At 63.6% G+C, this 19,484-nt stretch carries 22 protein-coding genes; 12 read left to right on the top strand and 10 right to left on the bottom strand.

Annotated features, from left to right (window positions below; translation table 11 throughout):
• Positions 1 to 5: 5 nt before the first annotated feature.
• The 3 genes from ACWEOZ_RS23285 to ACWEOZ_RS23275 are packed head-to-tail and all read right to left on the bottom strand — an operon-like array spanning position 6 to position 1,194.
• A complete protein-coding gene (locus ACWEOZ_RS23285; protein WP_451912782.1) occupies positions 6 to 200 on the bottom strand; it encodes a hypothetical protein in 195 nt (64 codons plus the stop codon).
• A 23-nt stretch (positions 201 to 223) separates the two neighbouring features.
• Positions 224 to 949 carry a DUF2637 domain-containing protein gene (locus tag ACWEOZ_RS23280; RefSeq protein WP_451912803.1) on the bottom strand — a complete coding sequence of 242 codons (726 nt, stop codon included), beginning with the start codon at positions 947 to 949 and terminating at the stop codon, positions 224 to 226.
• Positions 949 to 1,194, bottom strand: coding sequence for a DUF6284 family protein (locus ACWEOZ_RS23275; protein ID WP_451912781.1), 246 nt, complete (start codon positions 1,192 to 1,194; stop codon positions 949 to 951). Before ACWEOZ_RS23275 ends, ACWEOZ_RS23280 begins: the two co-directional genes overlap by 1 nt.
• 581 nt (positions 1,195 to 1,775) lie before the next feature.
• Between ACWEOZ_RS23275 and ACWEOZ_RS23270 the strand changes: the two genes are divergently transcribed.
• Positions 1,776 to 2,996: a hypothetical protein gene (locus ACWEOZ_RS23270; protein ID WP_451912780.1), complete on the top strand. Its 1,221-nt coding sequence runs from the start codon at positions 1,776 to 1,778 to the stop codon at positions 2,994 to 2,996.
• A 14-nt stretch (positions 2,997 to 3,010) separates the two neighbouring features.
• Complete coding sequence (locus ACWEOZ_RS23265) at positions 3,011 to 3,832, top strand: hypothetical protein (protein ID WP_451912779.1); 822 nt, start codon at positions 3,011 to 3,013, stop codon at positions 3,830 to 3,832.
• A gap of 359 nt (positions 3,833 to 4,191) precedes the next feature.
• On the opposite strand, the gene ACWEOZ_RS23260 is transcribed toward ACWEOZ_RS23265, so the two are convergent.
• Complete coding sequence (locus ACWEOZ_RS23260; RefSeq protein ID WP_451912778.1) at positions 4,192 to 4,386, bottom strand: hypothetical protein; 195 nt, start codon at positions 4,384 to 4,386, stop codon at positions 4,192 to 4,194.
• A 109-nt stretch (positions 4,387 to 4,495) separates the two neighbouring features.
• On the opposite strand from ACWEOZ_RS23260, the gene ACWEOZ_RS23255 reads away from it, so the two are divergent.
• A complete protein-coding gene (locus tag ACWEOZ_RS23255; RefSeq protein WP_451912777.1) occupies positions 4,496 to 4,705 on the top strand; it encodes a hypothetical protein in 210 nt (69 codons plus the stop codon).
• Between the two features lie 105 nt (positions 4,706 to 4,810).
• On the top strand, positions 4,811 to 5,371 hold the full coding sequence (locus ACWEOZ_RS23250) for a hypothetical protein (RefSeq protein WP_451912776.1): 561 nt from the start codon (positions 4,811 to 4,813) through the stop codon (positions 5,369 to 5,371).
• Between the two features lie 51 nt (positions 5,372 to 5,422).
• Here the strand turns inward: ACWEOZ_RS23250 and ACWEOZ_RS23245 are convergent, their stop codons facing one another.
• Complete coding sequence (locus tag ACWEOZ_RS23245) at positions 5,423 to 5,677, bottom strand: hypothetical protein (RefSeq protein WP_451912775.1); 255 nt, start codon at positions 5,675 to 5,677, stop codon at positions 5,423 to 5,425.
• 550 nt (positions 5,678 to 6,227) lie between these two features.
• On the opposite strand from ACWEOZ_RS23245, the gene ACWEOZ_RS23240 reads away from it, so the two are divergent.
• The 4 genes from ACWEOZ_RS23240 to ACWEOZ_RS23225 are packed head-to-tail and all read left to right on the top strand — an operon-like array spanning position 6,228 to position 8,435.
• Positions 6,228 to 6,590, top strand: coding sequence for a hypothetical protein (locus tag ACWEOZ_RS23240; protein WP_451912774.1), 363 nt, complete (start codon positions 6,228 to 6,230; stop codon positions 6,588 to 6,590).
• 1 nt (position 6,591) lies between these two features.
• Complete coding sequence (locus tag ACWEOZ_RS23235; protein ID WP_451912773.1) at positions 6,592 to 7,314, top strand: hypothetical protein; 723 nt, start codon at positions 6,592 to 6,594, stop codon at positions 7,312 to 7,314.
• Positions 7,311 to 7,628, top strand: a complete 318-nt coding sequence (locus ACWEOZ_RS23230) for a hypothetical protein (protein WP_451912772.1) — start codon at positions 7,311 to 7,313, stop codon at positions 7,626 to 7,628. The genes ACWEOZ_RS23235 and ACWEOZ_RS23230 overlap by 4 nt, the downstream gene beginning before the upstream one ends.
• 15 nt (positions 7,629 to 7,643) lie before the next feature.
• Positions 7,644 to 8,435 (top strand): hypothetical protein, encoded by a 792-nt coding sequence (locus tag ACWEOZ_RS23225; protein WP_451912771.1) that lies wholly within the window; start codon positions 7,644 to 7,646, stop codon positions 8,433 to 8,435.
• 299 nt (positions 8,436 to 8,734) lie between these two features.
• Here the strand turns inward: ACWEOZ_RS23225 and ACWEOZ_RS23220 are convergent, their stop codons facing one another.
• A complete protein-coding gene (locus tag ACWEOZ_RS23220; protein WP_451912770.1) occupies positions 8,735 to 9,358 on the bottom strand; it encodes a hypothetical protein in 624 nt (207 codons plus the stop codon).
• A gap of 695 nt (positions 9,359 to 10,053) precedes the next feature.
• Between ACWEOZ_RS23220 and ACWEOZ_RS23215 the strand changes: the two genes are divergently transcribed.
• The 3 genes from ACWEOZ_RS23215 (at position 10,054) to ACWEOZ_RS23205 (ending at position 13,146) form a co-directional block, all read left to right on the top strand.
• Positions 10,054 to 10,869: a TIR domain-containing protein gene (locus ACWEOZ_RS23215; protein ID WP_451912769.1), complete on the top strand. Its 816-nt coding sequence runs from the start codon at positions 10,054 to 10,056 to the stop codon at positions 10,867 to 10,869.
• 708 nt (positions 10,870 to 11,577) lie between these two features.
• Complete coding sequence (locus ACWEOZ_RS23210) at positions 11,578 to 12,030, top strand: hypothetical protein (protein WP_451912768.1); 453 nt, start codon at positions 11,578 to 11,580, stop codon at positions 12,028 to 12,030.
• A gap of 9 nt (positions 12,031 to 12,039) precedes the next feature.
• A complete protein-coding gene (locus tag ACWEOZ_RS23205) occupies positions 12,040 to 13,146 on the top strand; it encodes a DUF4062 domain-containing protein (protein ID WP_451912767.1) in 1,107 nt (368 codons plus the stop codon).
• A 479-nt stretch (positions 13,147 to 13,625) separates the two neighbouring features.
• On the opposite strand, the gene ACWEOZ_RS23200 is transcribed toward ACWEOZ_RS23205, so the two are convergent.
• Positions 13,626 to 14,792, bottom strand: a complete 1,167-nt coding sequence (locus ACWEOZ_RS23200) for a TIR domain-containing protein (RefSeq protein WP_451912766.1) — start codon at positions 14,790 to 14,792, stop codon at positions 13,626 to 13,628.
• A 154-nt stretch (positions 14,793 to 14,946) separates the two neighbouring features.
• Between ACWEOZ_RS23200 and ACWEOZ_RS23195 the strand changes: the two genes are divergently transcribed.
• Positions 14,947 to 15,261 carry a transposase gene (locus ACWEOZ_RS23195; protein WP_451912802.1) on the top strand — a complete coding sequence of 105 codons (315 nt, stop codon included), beginning with the start codon at positions 14,947 to 14,949 and terminating at the stop codon, positions 15,259 to 15,261.
• Between the two features lie 782 nt (positions 15,262 to 16,043).
• Here ACWEOZ_RS23195 and ACWEOZ_RS23190 read toward each other — a convergent pair.
• The 3 genes from ACWEOZ_RS23190 to fxsT are packed head-to-tail and all read right to left on the bottom strand — an operon-like array spanning position 16,044 to position 19,377.
• A complete protein-coding gene (locus tag ACWEOZ_RS23190; protein ID WP_451912765.1) occupies positions 16,044 to 16,490 on the bottom strand; it encodes a hypothetical protein in 447 nt (148 codons plus the stop codon).
• Positions 16,487 to 17,827, bottom strand: coding sequence for a tetratricopeptide repeat protein (locus tag ACWEOZ_RS23185; RefSeq protein WP_451912764.1), 1,341 nt, complete (start codon positions 17,825 to 17,827; stop codon positions 16,487 to 16,489). The genes ACWEOZ_RS23190 and ACWEOZ_RS23185 overlap by 4 nt, the downstream gene beginning before the upstream one ends.
• Entirely contained in the window at positions 17,827 to 19,377 is a 1,551-nt protein-coding gene (fxsT, locus tag ACWEOZ_RS23180; protein WP_451912763.1) for an FxSxx-COOH system tetratricopeptide repeat protein, read from the bottom strand. Before fxsT ends, ACWEOZ_RS23185 begins: the two co-directional genes overlap by 1 nt.
• Positions 19,378 to 19,484: the final 107 nt, after the last annotated feature.

The following is a 19,484-nucleotide window of genomic DNA, read 5'->3' as shown; positions in this document are numbered from 1 at the left end:
CGGAGCTAAACCGGTGGCGGCGGCGGGCTTTGGTGGGCCAGCAGCGCGTCCAGCACGGCGGTCATGTACTCGGCGATGTGCTGCGGGTCGGAGTCGTCGAAGAGGCGGTCCTCGGCCCAGTCGCGCAACGACCGCAGATGGTGGTGCAAGGCGTCCGGTTCGTTGCGGTCAAGGGCGGTGTCCAGTCGAGCGGGGTCCATCGGATGTCTCCTCGGTTGTCGGGTCAGGCAGCGATGAGGGTGGGCGTTTCTGCAGGAACCGGCGCGGATGGTGACGCGTCGGTGGCGTTCAGCGCGGCGAGGTGACGCCGGGCCGTCGACGGCGATACGCCGGCCTTTTCGGCGATGGCCCTGATCGGAGCGCCGGGCATCTTCGCGGCGACCTTGGCGACCTTGACGGCCGATGCAGGTCGCGGCGTGACGCGCTTGACGGGTGTCTTCTTGACGACCGGCGCCGGTGCGGGCTTGTCCTCGATCGCAGGCGCCGGGGGCGGTTCGGCGGCGGCGGCCGGGCCGGGCTTCGCGGCATGGACGGCCGGTTCGGTGACCATGGCGAGTGCGCGGATCCGGGCGCCGATCTCGACCAGGCTGACCGAGGCGACCACGATCAGCCCGTCTACCGACAGCGGCAGCAGATACGGTGCCGCGCCGGTCTCGCCGTACTCGGCGGCGACTCCGGCCATGTGCCAGTACGACACCCACGCCGCGATCCCGGCGATGACGGCGGTAGCGGCCATCCGGGCGATCGAGGCGGCACCGCCGAGGGTCGGGATCCGTGAGATCAGCTCGACCGTCAGTAGCAGGGCGAGGGGTGACCAGGCGGAGATTGCCTGACTGATCACGTTGTCCTGCGCGTGCAGCACGTTGCCGGCCAGCGACGCGGCGATGCCGAGGGCGAACACTGCCCGGACCGCCCACCCAATCCGCTTGAGACTCCCCAGGCTCGCCATCACGCGGCCACCTTCCGGGCGACCGGACGCGCGGCCAGCTCGGCAGCGACGCGGATCACGTGGGCCTGCGCCCGGCGCAGCCGGCGGCGGTCGAGGATGGTCGGGCCGCCGTGATCGGCGGCATAGATCAGCGAGATCTCGGCGTCCAACAGGTCCAGCTCGGCCGCGATCAGAGGCCACTCGGCCTCAATCGCGTCCAGGTCGGCGTCCGACGGGCCGTCGGTGATGAGGTGGATCTTCTCCACGGGATGTCCTCCGGGAATTGGGTCGGCGCGACTACCGCCACAATGCGATCAATGCGCCGAACAGCAGGGACGTGAGAAATTGATGAGTCGAAGCGGTACCGTGTTGCGCAACAAGCTATCGCAACTCAGATAGGAGCGCAACACGGTTGCGCTACCCTCGTCGGGTGAGCGACCCTCGGAAAGATCTAGAAGCTGCGACCAGGCGGTATCGACAGACGGCCAGTGATCACGAGAAGGCGAGAGACGAGACCATCGCCGCAGTGCTGGCAGCGCTCCGGGAGGGCGTTACCCCGGTTGAGGTGGAGCGACTTTCGCCCTTCACGGGGGCCTACATCCGAAGGATGGCCCGCGAGAACGGGATTCCGCCGGCCGCGCCCGGCCCGAAACGGTCCTAATAGAAGACTCACCCGCACCGCCCCCTCCGTGGTCGTTGTTGCTGCTCACAGTCAACGCCAGCCGCGTCGGCTGAGCCATGAACTGTTCCGGAACTCAACCGGCACCGGACCCACACTCGGTCTTCCGTGGACATAGGGGGCTGTCGTTACACTCCGGGCAGAATTCCTTACTCAGGAGGAGGTGCGATGCTCGTCGTCTCGACCTGGACCGGCCGTTATGCGGCATCGCTTCGGCTCGCGCTCCGCATGTCCTGCGATGACTTCGCCGCGCATCTGGGTGTCTCTGCTCGCGGTGTCGCCAAGTGGGAGGCCCAGCCCACGGGCGAGCTGGCATTGCGCACACAGGACCTTCTCGACGTTGCCCTAACGCGGGCGAATGACGAAGTGCGCGCACGCTTCGCGCTCAAGATGGAAGAGCTGGCGAGCCAGCCGGAAGCGACCAGTGGGCAACCATCGTTAACCGTCGTCCCGCGCACGCAGTCACCGGCGTTCGATGGCCCTCAGCAGGCCACCCCTGAGCTACTGGATTCGCTTCGCGCAGGGCTCCGTCACCACTACACGTCCGACAATCTGCTCGGGCCCCGAGCGCTTCTTCCGGTCATCACGGCGCACGCAGATTCGATCGAGCGGCTTGCTCAGCATGCCGGCGGCAAGATGCTGGACGACCTGCTCACCGTCGGTGCGGGTTATGCGGAGTTCGCTGGCTGGCTAAGCCAAGACTCCGGCGATCCTGCCGGGGCGGTGGCTTGGTACCGGCGAGCGCTGGAGTGGGCGGAGGCGGGTCAGGATGAACGCATGGCCGCGTTCGTGATGACGCGGCGCGCGGTCCAGGCCATCGGGTCCAGGAATGGTGCCCTTGCAGCACGGCTGGCACGCGTGTCGCTGCGCAGCGACTCACCCGAGACGGCGCGCGTCCGTACCATCGCTGCACAGACCGAAGCCGTGGGGCATGCCGTTCACCGCGAAGCTTCTGAGGCAGACCGCGCACTCGGCATCGCTGAGTCGCTGCTCGCCGATGGCGGCGCCGGCGTCACGGAAGATGGCGATCCATCGACCGGGCGCTACTGCGACATGGGGCTCTACCTGAGCATCTCCCGCGCCAAGGTGCACCTAGAGCTGGGGCGCGCCAACGAGGCTGTGTCCGCGTTCACCACCGTGCTGGAGACCCTTCCACCGAGCTACCACCGGGACCGCGGGCAGTACCTCTCGCGCCTCGCCCAGGCGTACGTTCTTGCCAAGGAACCTGACGTGGCATGCTCGCACGCCGAGGAATCGCTTGCCATTGCGGTAGCGACTGGGTCGTCTCGTACCATCGACGACCTGCGGCATCTCTCTGGGCAACTCCGCCCATGGGCGAGTCGCCCCGCCGTCGCACACTTCGATGCCCTGCTCGCCACCACCGCGTGACGGAGGTCTCGCCGTTGTTCGCCCTCGCCACTGATGCAGCACCCGGACGTCCCAACGAAGACTTCGCCGTCGCTTCCACTGACCTCGCCGTCGTCGTCGACGGCGCCGGCATCCCGTTCGGTGGATGCCACCACGGCGTCGCCTGGTACGCCCAGCAGCTCGGCGTACGCACACTGGCCGCTCTCATCGGTACCCCGGAGCGGCCACTGACCGAAGGGCTTGCCGCCGGCATCGCGGCCGTCGCCGATCTCCACCGCGACACGTGTGACCTGACCAACCCCGGGACCCCCTGCGCAGCCGTAGGCATCCTGCGCATCGGGCCCAAGAGCATCGACGCACTCGCGCTGTCAGACGTGTCGATCGTCGTCGACTTGGACACTGGGCCAGAAGTCACCTGCGACCTGTCCATCGAAGAGATCAGCGGCACCGAGCCTGACGCGGTGGCCGGCATGCGGTTCGGCACTCCAGAGCATGCCGCAGCTCTCACCGCGCTCGTGAAACGCCAGACAGCGACACGCAACCGGGCGGATGGCTGGTGGGTCGCCGCAGCCGATCCAGACGCGGCACAGTACGCGCGTACCGCCAGGTATCCACGCAGCAGCGCACGTCGGGCCAGCGCCTTTTCCGATGGCGCCACGCGGCCAGTTGACCAGATGGCGATTCATGGATGGCCTGAATACCTTGACCTGCTAGATAAGGTCGGTCCAGCAGGTCTCATCGCGCAGGTTCGGAGCATCGAGAGCAGCGACCCTGAGGGTGTCCGTTACCCACGGACGAAGCGACACGACGATGCCTCCGTGGCCATATGGGCGGAGCCGCTACAGCCGACTGCCTGACCTCCGCCCGCGCTCAGGCGACAGTCGTAGCGACCCTCATTCAATGCGTACCGGGGTCGCGGGTCCAGTGGATGAATCGGTCAAACAGAGACGCGCAGTCCTTGGAACTGAAGCGATCTTGGGCAGCCGCTTCCTCCAGGTTTAACCACATATACATCGCAAGCCTGGCAGGGCCGAGCGTTTCCCTGAGATGTCCTTGTGCGGCAACGCAGGGCCAAGGCTCCCCACAAGTACGGCAGTCCCAGGATGGTCGGGCAGCGATGTGCGGGAATTTAATCATGATGCCCTCCTCAGTAGCTTCGTCACCCCAGCGCGAAGCCCCGGACCGTCGAAGGGCCGGGGCGTTCGACACGCTGCCGTTAGGCGCTGAGCAAAAACGGGCGCAACGCTTGCTTCATCTCCGGGAGCCTCGCGTCCGGAATGAACCGATACCCGCGATCCGCCAGCAGGTCGGCCACGGCGCCGATGATCTCGTCCTCAGTTAGAGGCTCGGTACGGGGGGCTGGATCGGTAGGGACATCCACGAGAAATGGCAGTTCTTTGGCGTTATCCATGCTTCCCTCCAGGGCTAGTCGTGCGACCTTAGTCTACGACAAGAGCGTGCGTACTGGATACACACGAAGATGTCCTGTGACTACTAGGTGCGTATCTACAGTCCGAGTCATGGTCAGGAAGCTGCCCCTGATGGGCTCACACGAGATCAGGATGCGTCTCGGTGGAATGAGTCGTCAGCGCGTCTACCAGATCACCAACCATCGCACCTTCCCTGAGCCAGTAGCAGAACTGGAAATGGGCAAGGTGTGGCACAAGAACGACGTGGAAGCTTGGATCAAGCGCTACCGGCCGAACCTTGCCGAGGATCCAGAAGGATAGAAGACCAGCTCAGACGCTGCGCAACGATCGCGCGCCCGCGGCAGTAGACGCCGCTTCGGCAATCGAGACGAGACGGACTCTTAGAACGAGAAGTAAATTGATCAAGTGAACGCAGGTGCGGTGACCACGGGGCAGGATGCGTCCCAGCCCCGGTGGGCTGGCTGGAGTCAGCGACGGCGCTGGGCAGTGGCCGTGATGGCGATGGTTGGCTTCCTATGCGCCGGCCTTGGCGTGGCAGTGCCGGTCGCGTTGTTCCTGGACTTCACCGACCGTCAGGGCGATCCACCCGCAACGCCAACCGAGGCGGCCGACCTGTACCTCATCCAGCTCGACCAGGGCGAGGAGATCGGGCTACGCCGGGCGCTGGCTGGCAGCCGGCGCGACGAGCTGCTTGACCAGTGGCGCGAGCTCAAGGCGACGATCGAACGGTCCGACCCGCCCGACAAGCTGGAATGGTCAGCCTTCAACATCGAGGACCAGGGCGACGACAAGACCGCAGTGACTGTGCCCGTACAAGCGGTCTGGTGGGGCGAGCGCGGCATGTCGATGGTCGGCACCGAGCACCCGTGGCGATTCTCGATGCAGCGCGAGGACAACGGCTGGCGCATCACTCACGTGGAACCGTTCGCGTGGTGTGGCGGGCACGTCCGAGCGGACGCCTGCTGACTTACGACGCGATTCGGTAGGGCGTAGACCCCTTCACGTGCAGGCGGAGGTTCATCCTCGGCGTTCGCGTAGACGCGACGGCGTCATCTTGGCCCAGCTCGACAGCTCCGGAGGCACCGCGTCGAGCATCCGTTGCAGCATCCGACGGGCCTCGGCTTCGTCGTCGAAGTAGTGGGTCACCTCGCGGCCTTCGGCGCCGCCTTCACGGCCGAGGACCTGCCAGCCGGACTCAGTGCGGATCAAGAAGACGTCCCGTCGGTTCAGCCCGTACCTGCGGTTGAAGTGGTGCTCGACGCGTTCGGCCATGGTCCGCACGCTAGAACACACGTTCGAGTCCATCAAGGTCTGAATTACAGCGGGGTAGTTTGTTTTCCCTGGTAGCGCCCTTGATCCACCAGCCGTAGCGTCGGCCGAGTGGAGCCCAAGATTCAGTACGATGGAGACGGCGGACGGTGCCTGGCGCGTCGAGATCGTCAAGCGCGGACGGACCCAGTGGTACCGGGTCGTGCACGAGGACAACATCCTCGACTGGATGAGCATCACCGCCGTCCAGTGAATCCTCGGCGAGGCCGGCGTCGACATGGCCGACCTCGTCGATGGATCCGCGCGAGGACGTCTCGATAGGACCGGTTCGCATAAATGCCTCACACGGCCGCACGAGCCAACATGACTAGTGACTACTAGCTTTGCGCTTAGAAGTAAGTCGAAGGCGGCTGCATCGAAGGCGCTGGATCTAACTTTCGACCGAGGCTTGCATGGTCGCGTGAAGTGCGACACCGTGTTTACTTCCGGTTACGGGGGGTGAACCTTAGTGGGACCAGCTACCAGAGTGTCCCGGACAAGTGGTTTTGCGTTGGTGCTTCTATTTGCGATCTCGCTGGTCCAGCTTGCCGGTGTCGCGGTTGCGAGTGCGGGCTTCGATGAAGTTGCTGACGCTTCTCCGTTCGGCCGACCGGGGACGGCCGTGGCTTGCGCGGTCATCGCTGTGGTGGCCCTCGTCGGGGTTGTCGTCGCTTGGCGGGCAACGGCGGGCACAGCCCGCATGGTCACCGCGATCGCGGTGTTTATCGCAGTGGGCATCGTCGCGCTGATGGCCTTCTATTTCGTGATCGCTGGTGGCTCAACGGTCATCATGGCGATAGTGCTGGCCCTGGCCGCGCTCTTGATCGGGTTGATTGGTCGTGCCGTTCTTCAATCGCCACGCCGGTCGGAGCCCTGAGATGCAACCGGAACAGGCCCGACACGTCGCCCAACTCCAGCGTTCCGCCGCGGAACTCGGGCGGCTCACCCGCGATCCATGCGACGCGACGGCACAACCCGTTGAGGGCAGCGACCCGACAGGCTGGGTCCGCGTCGTTCTCGGCCCTGACGGGATACCCACGGCGATCCGCGTCCGCGAGGGATGGCAGCAGCGCATAGATCCGGCGCACCTCGCCCACGCCGTCATCGACGCCAACGGCGACGCCGTGCAGCGCGCCATGCAAGCGTGGTCTGTCGCCATACAGCACAGCGGATTCCGGCGTCGCCAAACCGACGTCGAGGCAAACGCCGTGGCGAGCACTACTGCTCCTGGTCCATCCCTGCCGTTTGGTCATGCCCGCGACATCAACGAGCTCGCGGAAGAGGCGCTGAGCCAGCTCCACGCTGCACAAACGCCACAGGCCGCCGCCTCAGCGCTCGAAGAGGCCCACGACGATGGCCAGCACATCACCATTCAGATCGCACCTGATGGCCTCAGGGCCTGCACCATCGAGCCGGCTTGGGCCGAGCATCACAACGGCTCGACCATCAGCGCGGCGCTGTCCACGGCGTTGCAGCGTGCGGTGGCTAAGCGGTCGGCACAGTCGTCGCCCCGTGTCGAGCTGGATGCCCTACTTGGCGACGCTCTCGCGACGCTGACCTCCCTGACAGTGATACCTCCGGACCGAGGCGGGAACCTATGACCCAGCCCCCCAGCCCAGAGCAAGTCTCCGTCGCCACCAACGCGCTGCGAACCGAATCCGGTGAGTGGCTCGCGCAGAGCGCTGTGCTGGGCACGGAGAGCGCCAAAGTGGCCGAGATGCAGTTCGGCCGGCTGGAAGCCGGGCTGTTTCAGCTCATCGTCGGTCCGTACAACGACGTCATCGATGCCGTGGCGGCTCGCTGCCGAGAGGGCGCAACGGCCATGACCGAAATCGCTGAGACGCTGCGCAGCGTGGCTGACACCTATGACGCCGAGGACAAAGCCTCCGAGCACCGCATCCGCAACATCTACTGATCACGGGGGATGACCATGTTCTCTCAAGCGCAGTACGAAGCGGTCATCCGCGAGATCGAGTCCGGTCTCAAGACCTTCGAAGGCCAACTCGCCCAGGTCATCCCCGCAGCCAACAGCGCCACGGGACGCTGGTACGTCCCTCCACCGGTTGCCCAGGGCTTCAAGTGGATCGCGGAGAAGACCGTCGAGGTCGGCAAGGCCATCCTCAACTGGTTTCTGGACCTGATGAAAGGGGCAGTCGCCCCGATCTTCATGTTCATCGACTCGTGGCGGTGGCAGGACATCAAAGGCGAAGCCAACGGCGTCGCGGCCGAGCTCACGACGCAGAACCTCGTCGCCGACGAATCAGACTGGTCTGGCAAGGCCCGAGACGCCTATCTTGCCGCGGCCGGCGCCCAATCCACAGCCGCTGCGCGGGTTGGGACGATCGCAGGTAGTACCTCCCTCGCTCTGCTGGGCGTCGCGACCGCAGGCCTAGGCTTCTACATTGTGCTGGCCGGAGTGCTCGCCAAGCTGATCGCAGCACTCGCAGTGTCGATCGCGGGAATGAGCTCAGGCATCTTCACTGCCCCCGGCATCGCGCTCTTCCTCGAAGAAGCCGGCGTCAATACAGGCATCATCTTGGCGGCCGTCGGCACGCTGGGGGCCTTCGTGAGCGCCCAGGCCGCCGCCATGATCTCGCTCCACGGCGACGCCGTAGACCCGACGAGCTTCCCGAACGGCGTATGGCCCAAGCCCAATACCAACCAATACAGCGACGCCACGGTCAAGGACGGTGACGCCGACTGGTCCCTGAAGACCGAGTAGAGCTCGGGCGGCGAAGCAGAGCCGACGTGTCCAGCTGTTTGCCGGCCGACGGATTAGAAGTTGTCGCGCTTCTGGGGCTCGCGGTAGCTCTAACGTGCTGTGAGCAGGGCGTACTGGCTCGCACCTCAATTCGCTGGTGCCCGCGGTTGTCCTCTGGTAACCCCTCTATCGGGCACGTAGCGGGCACGCCCTTCGACGCTTGCAGGCTGAGCCCGCGGCGTCTTGGCCTCCACCTTGGTCAACACGATTCATTGATCGCCATGACCTGGGTTCGCTCTTGGTTCGCGGAAACTCCGTAGCTACTCGAGCTGCTTTGCTTGGTCGGCGGCGTAGGTCTTTCGCCACTCCGCAAGGCCCATCAGGTGGGGAAAGCTAGCGTTGCTACCGTCATCTGTCAGCGCGCGACTCCACCACGCAGCATGATCGCCGACGAGGTTTGCGAATACCGGAGGGAAGACCGCTTTGGCTTCGCGGGCGCTGTCGGCCCGCTCGAAGTAGCGAAGCAGGATGTTGAGGTCAAGATCCGGCCTGTGCGTTTTGACGGAGTCCTCGTCAAGCTCCATAAGGGCGTGCGAGTAGGTCGCCAGCTCGCCTTTGCGCAGCTCCGCCAGCTTGGTCGGCGTCTCCGAGTCACGGCCATGACCCCGGAGGTGGCGGACCAGCCGGACACGAGCAGCCCCGACCTCGCCGCTCATCAATTCTTGGTGCAGCCCGAGAGCGCGGTCGAGTGTGCGGTTGCGACTATCGCTGCGCAGGGTGGCAGCAGCCGCAGTGAGGGCCGCGACGACCCCGAGTGCCTGAATCCCGTCTGTCAGCGCTCCGTAAACCTTCTCGTCGAGAAGCTGAAGGACGCCAACGAGGAGAAAAGCTACTACGCCACAGAACGTGCCGACTGATATCCAAATTCTGCGTGCGGGCGTCATGCGGCAAGTCTTCCAGCAAACCGAGCCCGTTGGACGCAGGATGGCTCCCAGCCGGCTGGTAGACGCAGGACTCAGCGTCTTACGACTTCTTCCGTGTCAACTAGGTCAAGTTGGACCGTTGACGTGGCGTCTGACTCTGTGCCCTGGTCAGGGTGTTGGTCGTGGTTGGTGCGAAGTGGTGCTGGCGGCGGCTTATCGCAAGATCGTCTCCCAGATTTCTCCCGAAGCTCGTATGGCTGGTGGCTAGGCCGGCATCCCGTCGCGCAAGCTTCGCTCGGCCGGGCCGCGTCCCCCTGGTCCAGGTCGAGCGCCCCGCCGGACGTACGACCTGGACCAGGGGGACGCGGTCTGGTTGCCTCCGGTAGGCGGTGGGTCGCGGTGCTCGGCCGGACATCCCAGAGTCGCCTGGGTCCAGGGGCGGGGCCCCGGCCGCCGGAGGCCCTGTCCGGGTCGGAGGGCCAGAGGCCGTGTCCGCCGGAGGCTGGTTCCGGGTCGTAGGACCGGAGGCCCTTCCGCCGGAGCGGGGGTCTGTCCAGGCTGCTATTCGTCGGGGGAGGGTTAGCCTGCGACGGAGAGTGAGACGAGCGTAAACTTCTTGCCTGGGTCGCGAATTCCAACTGTATGGAGCCAGCTCTGGAGCACTTGGCGGACAGGTCGCATGACGATTCGAGGTTGTCTGGTTGGAGGCATGGCCAATGAAGGTCTTCCTGAGCTGGTCCAAGCCGACGAGCCAGCAGTTCGCGGCGGTGTTACGCGAGTGGTTGCCGGAGGTAATTCAGCAGGTAGAGCCTTGGATGTCGACCGAGGACATCAGCAAGGGCCAGCGGTGGGGTGTCGAGATCGGCAGCCGGCTCGCTGAACTCGGTCAAGGCATCATCTGCGTAACGAGGGAAAACTCTGGAGAGCCGTGGTTGAATTTCGAAGCTGGCGCATTAGCGAAGTCTTTGGAGGACTCGCGGGTCCGACCCCTTCTCCTAGACTTGCCGGCATCTGATCTAACAGGTCCGCTAGCTCAGTTTCAGGCGACTGAGGTTACCAGCCGAGATGACATGCTCAGGTTTGTGGCGTCGCTCAATGACAGTTGCTCCCAGCCACTTGACGGCACACGGCTTGAGCGCGCTTTCGAGCGCAATTGGGATGATCTCCAGGATCGAGTTACCCCGCTACTCTCAGCCGCCGGGCAGGGCGAGGTTAAAGCAGAGCGTAGTAAGGAAGACATGCTTCGAGAGGTACTGGAAGGCATCCGAGACCTTCAGCGGATGTCGGCACAGTATCTCCCCGTCCCCTTCATGGAGCACATCGCGGCAGGGCCCGAACTGATCGATGTGGATGGCCGGGTATTTAGACCTGGGATGAAGGTGCGGCATCGCAAGGCGGGAACCGGAATGATCCGCCGCTTCGAAATAGTCAAGACGGCAGAGGCGAATATTCCGTTGCTTGAAGTAAGACTTGATGACGGGACGATCGTGGTTGTTCCGCCCGATGAGGTTGAGCCGGCGTCCAAGAAGTAATCGCCGCAAGCAACCGTCCGTGCCTATGCTCGGCCATCGCCTCGTCTTCCTCAATTGAGAGGAGGGCGAAGCTTCGTCGTGTTCGCTGGTGTCGCGGTGGACACCGCCAGCCCGCGCCGGGAGCGAAGCGGCAAGGCGCGGGCGGCCGGCGAACCGGCCATGCGCGGCCCGGAGGGTCGCCTTGAAGACGTATGGAAAGTTCTCAACGCTAGATTGGCTGTTCAAAGTTGCTACGTCATTCGAGGCGGCCCTTGACGGGCCGCCTCGAACCGCCGACCAGGGCGTCGTGGCCACCGCCTGGACCCGGGCGCTACACCAACGCCCGTCGGCTGGCGTCGGGGCGGGTCGACCACAGGACGCCGAGTTCTCGGCCGGAGTAAGTGCTGAGAGACTCACTACAACTCCGATGAGCACGACGGGGCGACGCTGCGAGCTGCAAATGTTTAGCCGTAGCGAGAGTCACCCGAACGGGTGGTTAAGGTTACTGTGCCGCTGGCGGGAGCGCTCCGGCTCCGGGATGCGGCACCCCTTCGCTCTCGTCCCGGGGCAGGCCGAGCCGACCGTCGCCGATACCCACCGACCTGCGTGCCTTGTGTCTAAAGGCCGTCGTGACGCGGCGGGCGCTAGCGGCGGACCGCACCCACCGTGGAGTGTCGAGGACGACGGGATGGCAGAATGCCACCGTGCGGGCGAGAGGATAAGCGGGCCATGGCTGATCGAACGGACATCCTGATGCAGCAGTGGCAGAGTCGATGGGATCAAATTCGTCACTCGGAGACGCAGCGGGCAGCGCTGACAAATATGGTCCTCGTTCTCGCTGCAGCTGGCCTAGGCTTCATCGCTCAGAAAGGTTTTCGGCCAAGCGTACTGATGGTAAGTGGAGCCTTGATTCTGCTCGGTGTTTTCGGGGCGCTCGCGTCGGCGAAATTCTACGAACGCTTTAGACTCCATTTGCGCGAAGCGAGCGAGATGCGAAGAAAGTTGGACGACAGCTTCCCGGATCTCGGGTTGGCTGAATCAGCCAGCAATACTTGGGGCAGCCAGGTCGCAGAATTTCCGTTCTTGTCCAAGGTGCCACTCTACGGCATTTGGATACTCCTGCATACTGGTATTGCGATTATTGGGCTACTTGTATCCATAGTCATCCTTGTACGACTCTAGCGAGGCATTGTGGCGGCGCTCGGCAAGCGGTATCAAGTCTTCCTAAGTTCGACATACGTAGACCTGCGGGACGAACGGCAAGCCGTGATTAGCGCACTGCTACAACTTGACGCCATCCCTGCCGGCATGGAGCTTTTTCCGGCAGCGAACGACGATGCGTGGTCACTCATCGAGAGAGTGATCGATGAATGTGACTACTATCTTCTTGTTGTCGGCGGGAGATATGGGTCCGTTGATCTGCCTGAGGATCTCAGTTACACAGAACGTGAATATGACTACGCCGTACTTCGGAAGAAGCCTATTATGGCCTTCATTCATGCCGAGCCAGACAGTATTCCAGTCGGTAAAGCGGAAGTCACTGAGGCTGGTCGCGCTCGACTTGAAAGATTCTTGGCTAAAGTAAAGAAGGAAAGGCATGTCAAGTTTTGGAAGAATGCCGACGATCTACCGGGTAAGGTTGCTCTGAGCTTTAGCAACTTCATTCGTATCTATCCGGCAGTGGGATGGATCCGTGCGGACGAACAGGCAACCCCAGAGCTCCTGGCGGAGACAAACACGCTTCGCAAGAAGGTAGCGGAACTTGAGAAGGCCATTGAGCGTAACCGCACGCTCCCGCCTCCGGGAACTGAACACCTTAAGCAGGGCTCTGATTTGGATGAGATGACGGTATGGTTATCTGCCCAATTTACACCGCATGGTGAATACCAGGCCCGCCATGTGACGATAACCGAGGATGCAAAATTTACTTGGGATGACGTCTTGAATGCGATTGGTCCCGCATTGCTCGACGAGTCGTCCGAGAAGAATCTGCATCGCGTCATTAATGATTGGCTGACGGCTCAGTTTTGGATCGAATTGGACGTCGAAGAGAAGCTGAAAAAGAAGCTGGGGAATTCTGGGCTCAATCCTGCTCAAGGTCGGTGGCACGGATGGGCTATATCGTTTGACGAAGAAGACTTTGGAACCGTCATTATTCAATTGGTGGCACTGGGATTGATTGAGCAAAGCGGCAAGAAGAAGGCTATAAGCGATAGAGGTACTTACTGGAGTCTAACGGCATACGGTAGAACCAGAGCTCTACAGCTTCGTGCCAGAAGCAAGGAAGGCGACAGCTAAGACAAGTAGGACCATCGCCGGACGGTGACTCAAACGGTAACAGCCCGCGCTGACAAGTAGCCGGCGCACGTGCGTGCGGCTAAGCCGAGTCATTCTCCGCGGCTGCCCGGAGTGGCAGCCATAAACAGACGTTGTCAGTCGGCCTACCCAAGACTTGCAAACGAGGGTCGTGGGCTCGAAACCTACCGCGCTTATCATCTCAACCGGCACGCAAGCGAGCGGCCGCATGCGATGCGCGGCGGTTGACAGCAACGTATTTTATGGCAGCCGGCCGTCGAGCTTGCCCATGCTCGCCGCATCGCATCAAATAAATGGCCAAACACGCCTATTTTCAGCACGCAAAGCACTTCCGTGGAGCACCGAAGTTTCGCTCTACGGTTCGTAGCTACATTACACTTCGAAATCGAGAGTGCAGGCGGATTATTGGCTTCCTCATTTATCTCCAGATTTAGCCAAGCTCCGAACAAGTAATAGGTCACTTAATATGCATCATTCGTGATTGACGCCGCACCGTCATTAAGGTTTCTAGGGGTGGTCATTTCATCTAGCATTAGTAGCCACGCTTCTGCGATGCGGTTACCCTCCTCTGCGGCCCTTGAGCCCTCCGCGAATGTATCAGCAAGCTGTCGCAGGAGTCGGCTGTGGTGGGCGCGCTGACGAGCCCACTCCTCCGCTAAAATCAGACTACGATCGACATCTTGCCGCTCACCTCGTCTGATCGCTGTTCGCACCTTTTCCAGATTCCGACGGAACTCGGATGCGCCATCAAGTACGTCAGGGTAGTCACGCGCGAGCCGAAGCAGCTGCCTTACCAAGGGGTCAAGATCCAAGGACGCGCGGGTGTACTGGACTGCGTCGCGCTTATAGCGCTCCGCCATAGGCATCTGCTCCTGCGCGAGTCTGCGCAGTACGGATAGGTATGGCCCGCCGTGAACTCTAGACCTCTCATACTTGGCAATACGACCCGAGAAATAGTCGAAAGTTGCCGTCGATTGGACTTGATTGACTACGGTGCCCTCGACTGCCTCCACCCATTCTGGCATTAGCGCACCGACTTTATCGACGAGTTCCAACCCGCCCATTTGGTCATCATCGGTACGCTCTGTGGCGGCGATTTCGCCGGACAGCTTCCGTTTGGCAGCGGCTTGCGAAGCTGCGGCCAGATGTCTCGCGACTTCGTTCACCGCTCGCCTGTGTTGCCCAGAGCTGTGCTCCGACAGGCGATGGTCAGTCCAATCAATGTATTGATACCGCGACAGAAGGGAAACAACTTCATCCTCGTTGCTCTCCTCTAATCCTGGAACAGGGAGATAGAGAATCGGTAAAAGTAGCTCTTCTGTACCGAGACTTCGGGCTGCGCCGTGGAACTGGATGGCTTCTCTTCGGCACTCTTCTCTAGCAAAGTAGCGAGGAGTCAGGATAGGTATAAACAAGGTCGTCGCCGCGAGCGCTTCGTCAATCCTTCTTCTCCATTCCTGCCCCCACTTTATAGAGGTCCGGTCGACAAAGATTTCGAGGTCACTGCCTGTAATTAGCGAAAACTCATTCGATATTAATGACGCAAGCCGTAGTATATTCCCGTCGTCTGACTCGTCATCAAGGTGAGAGTAGCTCCAGAACGCGGCTGCTCCTTCGATGCTGGGCATGGTAACCAGGCTACGCGAAGGCGATGCCGTGGACTCGCTGTAAGTCAGCAGACTGGAGCAGCCCGCGGCCGGTTCAATTAATTAGGTGAAGGAATTCGGACGGTGCCCCCGTGGGTCTTGACCGAGCACCCGACCGTGCCCGACATCAGCCGCGATCGACCTGCTCGCTGGCTACCCACCCATCGCCGGCAGACACGGCCGGCCCCGCCGCCGCTTCGATGTCCTGTTGGCCGACAAGGGTTACGACAGCGAAGCCTTCCGCCAAGCGTGCCGTGAACGCGGCACCCAGCCAGTCATCCCGCGTCGCAAGACCCGCCGGATCAAGGGCTTGGGCAAGCTGCGCTACGTCGTGGAACAGACCATCGCGCTGCTGCACCAGTTTCGCCGCCTCGCCATCCGTTGGGAACGCCGCCTCGACACCCACGACAGCCTGCGCCTCGCCTGCGCCTCATTTGCTGGCGCCGCTTGATCAATCACGTCAACAAAGATCGTGTTAGCAGCTCTAATGATGGTCAACAGGCTTGGACAGCTGATTGCTCTTGGACGGCCGCGCTGTGGCCGCCTCAATCGTCGTCTCAGTTCCGCTCAGTCCGACCAGCGTTCACGGGTGTTCGTCGAGGTTCGCCGCGGCTCGCCGTTAGCATCGCTCCCTGCTCGGAGGCGATCACCGTACCGCCCCGAACGTTCCTGGACGAACATCGATCGATCTTACAAGCGAGGGGGTCGTAGGTTCGAAACCTACCGCGCCCACCATGCCTGCTCCGGGGCGACCCCCGGACTCCCCACGGTGCGGTGGTCGCGCTGGGGCGTTCCGGTGCCAGACGTTCCTCGGGCGTCCACAGGAGGCTTTCAACCTGTTGGGCGATGCCGGCGAGCAGTTCGGCGGTGACGTGCTGGTACCGGGTCGTCATCGACATCTGCGACCAGCCCCACGAGGCCAGTGCATAGGCGTCCAAGTAGGGGCGGCTGACTTGCAACAATCGGAAGCGGCGTCTTACCGCAAAAAGGTCTACAGCATGCGGAAGCGCGTAGCGGTCCTGTTGTAGGCGCTGTTTAAGTGGGAGGTCCCGATGCACCTCGGCACGCGCGGAGAGGTATGCAATCGCCAGTTCCGATCGACGTCGACACTTTCCTCGGCATTTGGCGCCTGGCGAGTGTGTGGAGCATTTTTTTCCAGAGGAGCGCTTGCAATCTACCGTCGATCGAATTGGGTCTCGGGCTCATCGACTCCTGCGTGCCAAGTAGGCACGTTTACCGTGCCAGCGTGATGATCACCAGGGTGATCCCGTACGCGGCGATGCCCACGTGCAGCCCAGTCCAGAGGCTGTGCAAGCGGACTCGGTGCAGCCGCGGATATTGTTCATAGTGCTGTTTGCGGGACTCGTCTAGCGTGTCGCGGTCGGCGAGGGCACCCATGTCTGTCAGTACGCGTGTCAGGGCTCGCGCCTGCGTCAGGTGGTACTCGGCACGCTCGTGGTACTTGGCGACGGCGACCGCCCCATACACGCCTACCAGGGTGATCAGCACGGACAAGGGCAAGGTCTCGGCGGCGAACCGCTGCTGCACGATCAGGGCACTCAACGCCGCGGCGATCACTAGCAGGTAGTTGGTAAGCAGTGCTCGCTGGGTTTCCGATTGTCGCAGCTGATCCCGATGTTCGCCCCAGTACGCCAGCACTGCGGTCTCGGATTGATTCACGTCGACTCCTCATCGGCTGCGCGGGGCGCCGCGTCCGACCGTCCCGGCTGATCTGTCCGTCGTTGTCCAACCGAACCTTCGGTAGCCGGGTCCCCGATGGCTCGCAAGAACAGGGCAAGGTTGCTCAGGCGGATGCTGACGGTGGGATGGTCGGTGCCGTAGATGGCCTCGGCGATGGCCAGGGCGCGTTCGGCCATTCTGCGGGCGTCCGCCAGCTCACCAAGATCTTGCAGGATCTGGGCGAGGTTGCTCAGGCTGGTGCCGACGGCGGGGTGGTCGGTGCCGTAGATGGCCTCGGCGATGGCCAGGGCGCGTTCGGCCAACCGGCGGGCGTCCGCCAGCTCACCGAGACTGTGCAGGATCCCGGCGAGGTTGCTCAGGTCGGTGCCGACGGTGGGGTGGTCGGTGCCGTAGATGGCCTCGTCGATGGCCAGGGCGCGTTCGGCCAACCGGCGGGCGTCCGCCAGCTCACCGAGACTGTGCAGGATCCCGGCGAGGTTGCTCAGGCTGGTGCCGACGGTGGGGTGGTCGGTGCCGTAGGCGGCCTCGGTGATGGCCAGGGCGCGTTCGGTCATGCTGCGGGCGTCCGCCAGCTCACCGAGACCCTGCAGGATCTGGGCGAGGTTGTTCAGGTCGGTGCCGACATCGGGGTGGTCGGGGCCGTAGGTGGCCTGGTCGATGGCCAGGGCCCGTTCGGCCAGCCGACGGGCGTCCGCCAGCTCGCCGAGATCCTGCAGGATCTGGGCGAGGTTGCTCAGGTCGGTGCCGACATCGGGGTGGTCGGGGCCGTAGGCGGCCTGGTCGATGGCCAGGGCCCGTTCGGCCAGCCGACGGGCCCCCGCCAGCTCACCAAGATCCTGCAGGATCACGGCGAGGTTGCTCAGGCGGATGCCGACGGTCGGATGGTCGGGGCCGTAGATGGCCTCGTCGATGGCCAGGGCCCGTTCGGTCAACCGGCGGGCGTCCGCCAGCTCACCGAGATCTCGCAGGATCAGGGCGAGGTTGTTCAGGTAGGTGCCGACGTCGGGGCCGTAGGCGGCCTCGTCAATAGCCAGGGCCCGTTCGGCCAGCGGTCGGGCCTCGCCGGACCGTCCATGGACCCGCAGAAAGGCAGCGGCACGATCCAGCAGCCACGAACAGTCTCGTACTGCCTGCTCATCACCCGGGCCCTGCAGCGACAGATGACCGGTCTCGCCGGCCTGATCTGTCGCTGCCAGCACATGCGGTAGCAGGATCTTCCATCGCGGCCAATCCTGCGGCGTGCCCGTGATCGTCGCTGGGGCGTCGCTGCGCAGCAGGCGCAACGCTGTGGCGCGGGGATCGAAGGCGGTGGTCATCAGGCGGTCATGTCCTGGCCGGTGGTCGGCTGTGGTTGGCCTTCAGCCGGGTAGCGCAGCCGTAGGGCGCCTTGTACCAGCCGGTGCAGCAGCAGGCCGTCGGCGTCGCGTTTGGCCAGGGAGTAGTCCACGATGGTGGCCACGACATCGGTGAAGGCCAGCGGGTCGGTGACCTTGTTGGCCAGCGGTGCGTTGAGTTGGTCCGGGTGAGCGGTGAACAGGTCCAGCGGGATCGGTACCGGTGCCAGATAGGCGCAGATGGCCAGCAGTTGCAGCGCTGCAGGCTCCTCCTGGCCGACGCGGTCGAAGCTCAATGTCCACAGCGTCGCGACGGTTTCTTCGCGGGACGCGACCCGGCCCCGGCCGTACAGTTCCTGCGCCCGACTCCGCAACAGCTGCAGGTAGTCGCCGGGCGGAAGCTGTGATCGGGTGATGTAGGCCGACGCCTGCTCCAAAGCCAGCGGCAGCCGGCCCAGCTCTTTGGCAATCTGCCCGGCCACCTCTTCGCCGATCTGCGGCATCCGCGCGCGCAGGATCTGCAGCGCCTCGGCCTCGTCGACGACATCCAGATCGTAGACTGCGCCCAGCACGGTGAATCCGTCGCGCCGGGTCGTCACCAGCACGTGACCTGGCATCCCCGGCGCGCGCAGCGCGGGCGGCAGCCAGTCGCGGATATCTTCGACCGTGTCCGCGTTGTCGAAGATCAGCAACCAGCCCGGCGCCTCCCGTAACCGTTGATGGACCTCCAGCCGCACCGTATCGGCGTCCTGACCAGGTTCCAGCCCCATCGCGACGGCAAGCCTGGCGAACTGATCGGCGATCAGCGCCGGCTCCTCAGCGGCGATCCACCACACCAGGTCGTAGTTGGTGGCGCGCCGGTGGGCGTACTCGTTGGCCAGCTGCGTCTTACCGACACCGCCCATACCGCGTACCGAGGTCACGGTCATCGTTCCCGCCGCGGCCAGTTCCTCTGCCAGCGCCGTCAGGGCGAAGCCGCGGCCTGCGAAGTTGGGGTTGCGGGCCGGGACGTTCCACACCTGCGGTAATGCTCCGGGGAACCGGGCCTCCTGGGGAATCGCCCGCTGCGACGGCGGGAACAGCGGCCCCCCGGCGGGCTTAGCCCGTCCGGCGGAGGCCCTGGCCACCATGGCCCGCAGCCGGCCCCGTGCCTTGGCTTCCGTGACGCCGAACACGTCGATTCCAACGACCGGTCCAAGTAGGCCGGGACGTTCACAGTCCTCCACTCGGACCGTCAGCAGCCTCCGCCCATCGCCCAACGGGTCGGATCCCCACACCGCCTGCCACTCGGCCTGCCCGTATACCGACGACAGGTACGCCTGCGATAGCACCGCGATCATCCGCTCGGCGCGGGTCACACCGTTCTGCATGCCCTGCACCCAGTTGGTGCCCGGCACGAAATCCCACACCTGCACCAACACCCGGTGGCCGCTCTCCTCCAGCTCCCATGCAATCCACTCAGCCCAGGAACGGTCGGCTTGCGTGTACGAGACGAAGAAATCCCAATCAGCCGGTGCACCCTCGATCGTCACCCACACACAGTTCCACACCGGACACCGTCGTCTATACACCCAACGGGCTGAAGCTCAATTCCGCCGAGAGCCACGCGACCGTTCCTGCCGGATCCTGGCGAGGTTGT

The organism is Actinoplanes sp. NPDC004185 (genome assembly GCF_053603475.1).
Note: the sequence above shows the minus strand (reverse complement) of the source record. Positions and strands in the feature narration are given on the sequence as shown.

Coding starts and splice junctions, on each gene's coding strand:
- ACWEOZ_RS23220 (WP_451912770.1), bottom strand. CDS start 9,358: ATGACGCCCGCACGCAGAATTTGGATATCAGTCGGCACGTTCTGTGGC.
- ACWEOZ_RS23200 (WP_451912766.1), bottom strand. CDS start 14,792: ATGCCCAGCATCGAAGGAGCAGCCGCGTTCTGGAGCTACTCTCACCTT.
- ACWEOZ_RS23280 (WP_451912803.1), bottom strand. CDS start 949: ATGGCGAGCCTGGGGAGTCTCAAGCGGATTGGGTGGGCGGTCCGGGCA.
- ACWEOZ_RS23225 (WP_451912771.1), top strand. CDS start 7,644: ATGTTCTCTCAAGCGCAGTACGAAGCGGTCATCCGCGAGATCGAGTCC.
- ACWEOZ_RS23210 (WP_451912768.1), top strand. CDS start 11,578: ATGGCTGATCGAACGGACATCCTGATGCAGCAGTGGCAGAGTCGATGG.
- ACWEOZ_RS23255 (WP_451912777.1), top strand. CDS start 4,496: ATGGTCAGGAAGCTGCCCCTGATGGGCTCACACGAGATCAGGATGCGT.
- ACWEOZ_RS23235 (WP_451912773.1), top strand. CDS start 6,592: ATGCAACCGGAACAGGCCCGACACGTCGCCCAACTCCAGCGTTCCGCC.
- ACWEOZ_RS23270 (WP_451912780.1), top strand. CDS start 1,776: ATGCTCGTCGTCTCGACCTGGACCGGCCGTTATGCGGCATCGCTTCGG.
- ACWEOZ_RS23285 (WP_451912782.1), bottom strand. CDS start 200: ATGGACCCCGCTCGACTGGACACCGCCCTTGACCGCAACGAACCGGAC.
- ACWEOZ_RS23215 (WP_451912769.1), top strand. CDS start 10,054: ATGAAGGTCTTCCTGAGCTGGTCCAAGCCGACGAGCCAGCAGTTCGCG.
- ACWEOZ_RS23245 (WP_451912775.1), bottom strand. CDS start 5,677: ATGGCCGAACGCGTCGAGCACCACTTCAACCGCAGGTACGGGCTGAAC.
- ACWEOZ_RS23260 (WP_451912778.1), bottom strand. CDS start 4,386: ATGGATAACGCCAAAGAACTGCCATTTCTCGTGGATGTCCCTACCGAT.
- ACWEOZ_RS23230 (WP_451912772.1), top strand. CDS start 7,311: ATGACCCAGCCCCCCAGCCCAGAGCAAGTCTCCGTCGCCACCAACGCG.
- ACWEOZ_RS23185 (WP_451912764.1), bottom strand. CDS start 17,827: ATGACCACCGCCTTCGATCCCCGCGCCACAGCGTTGCGCCTGCTGCGC.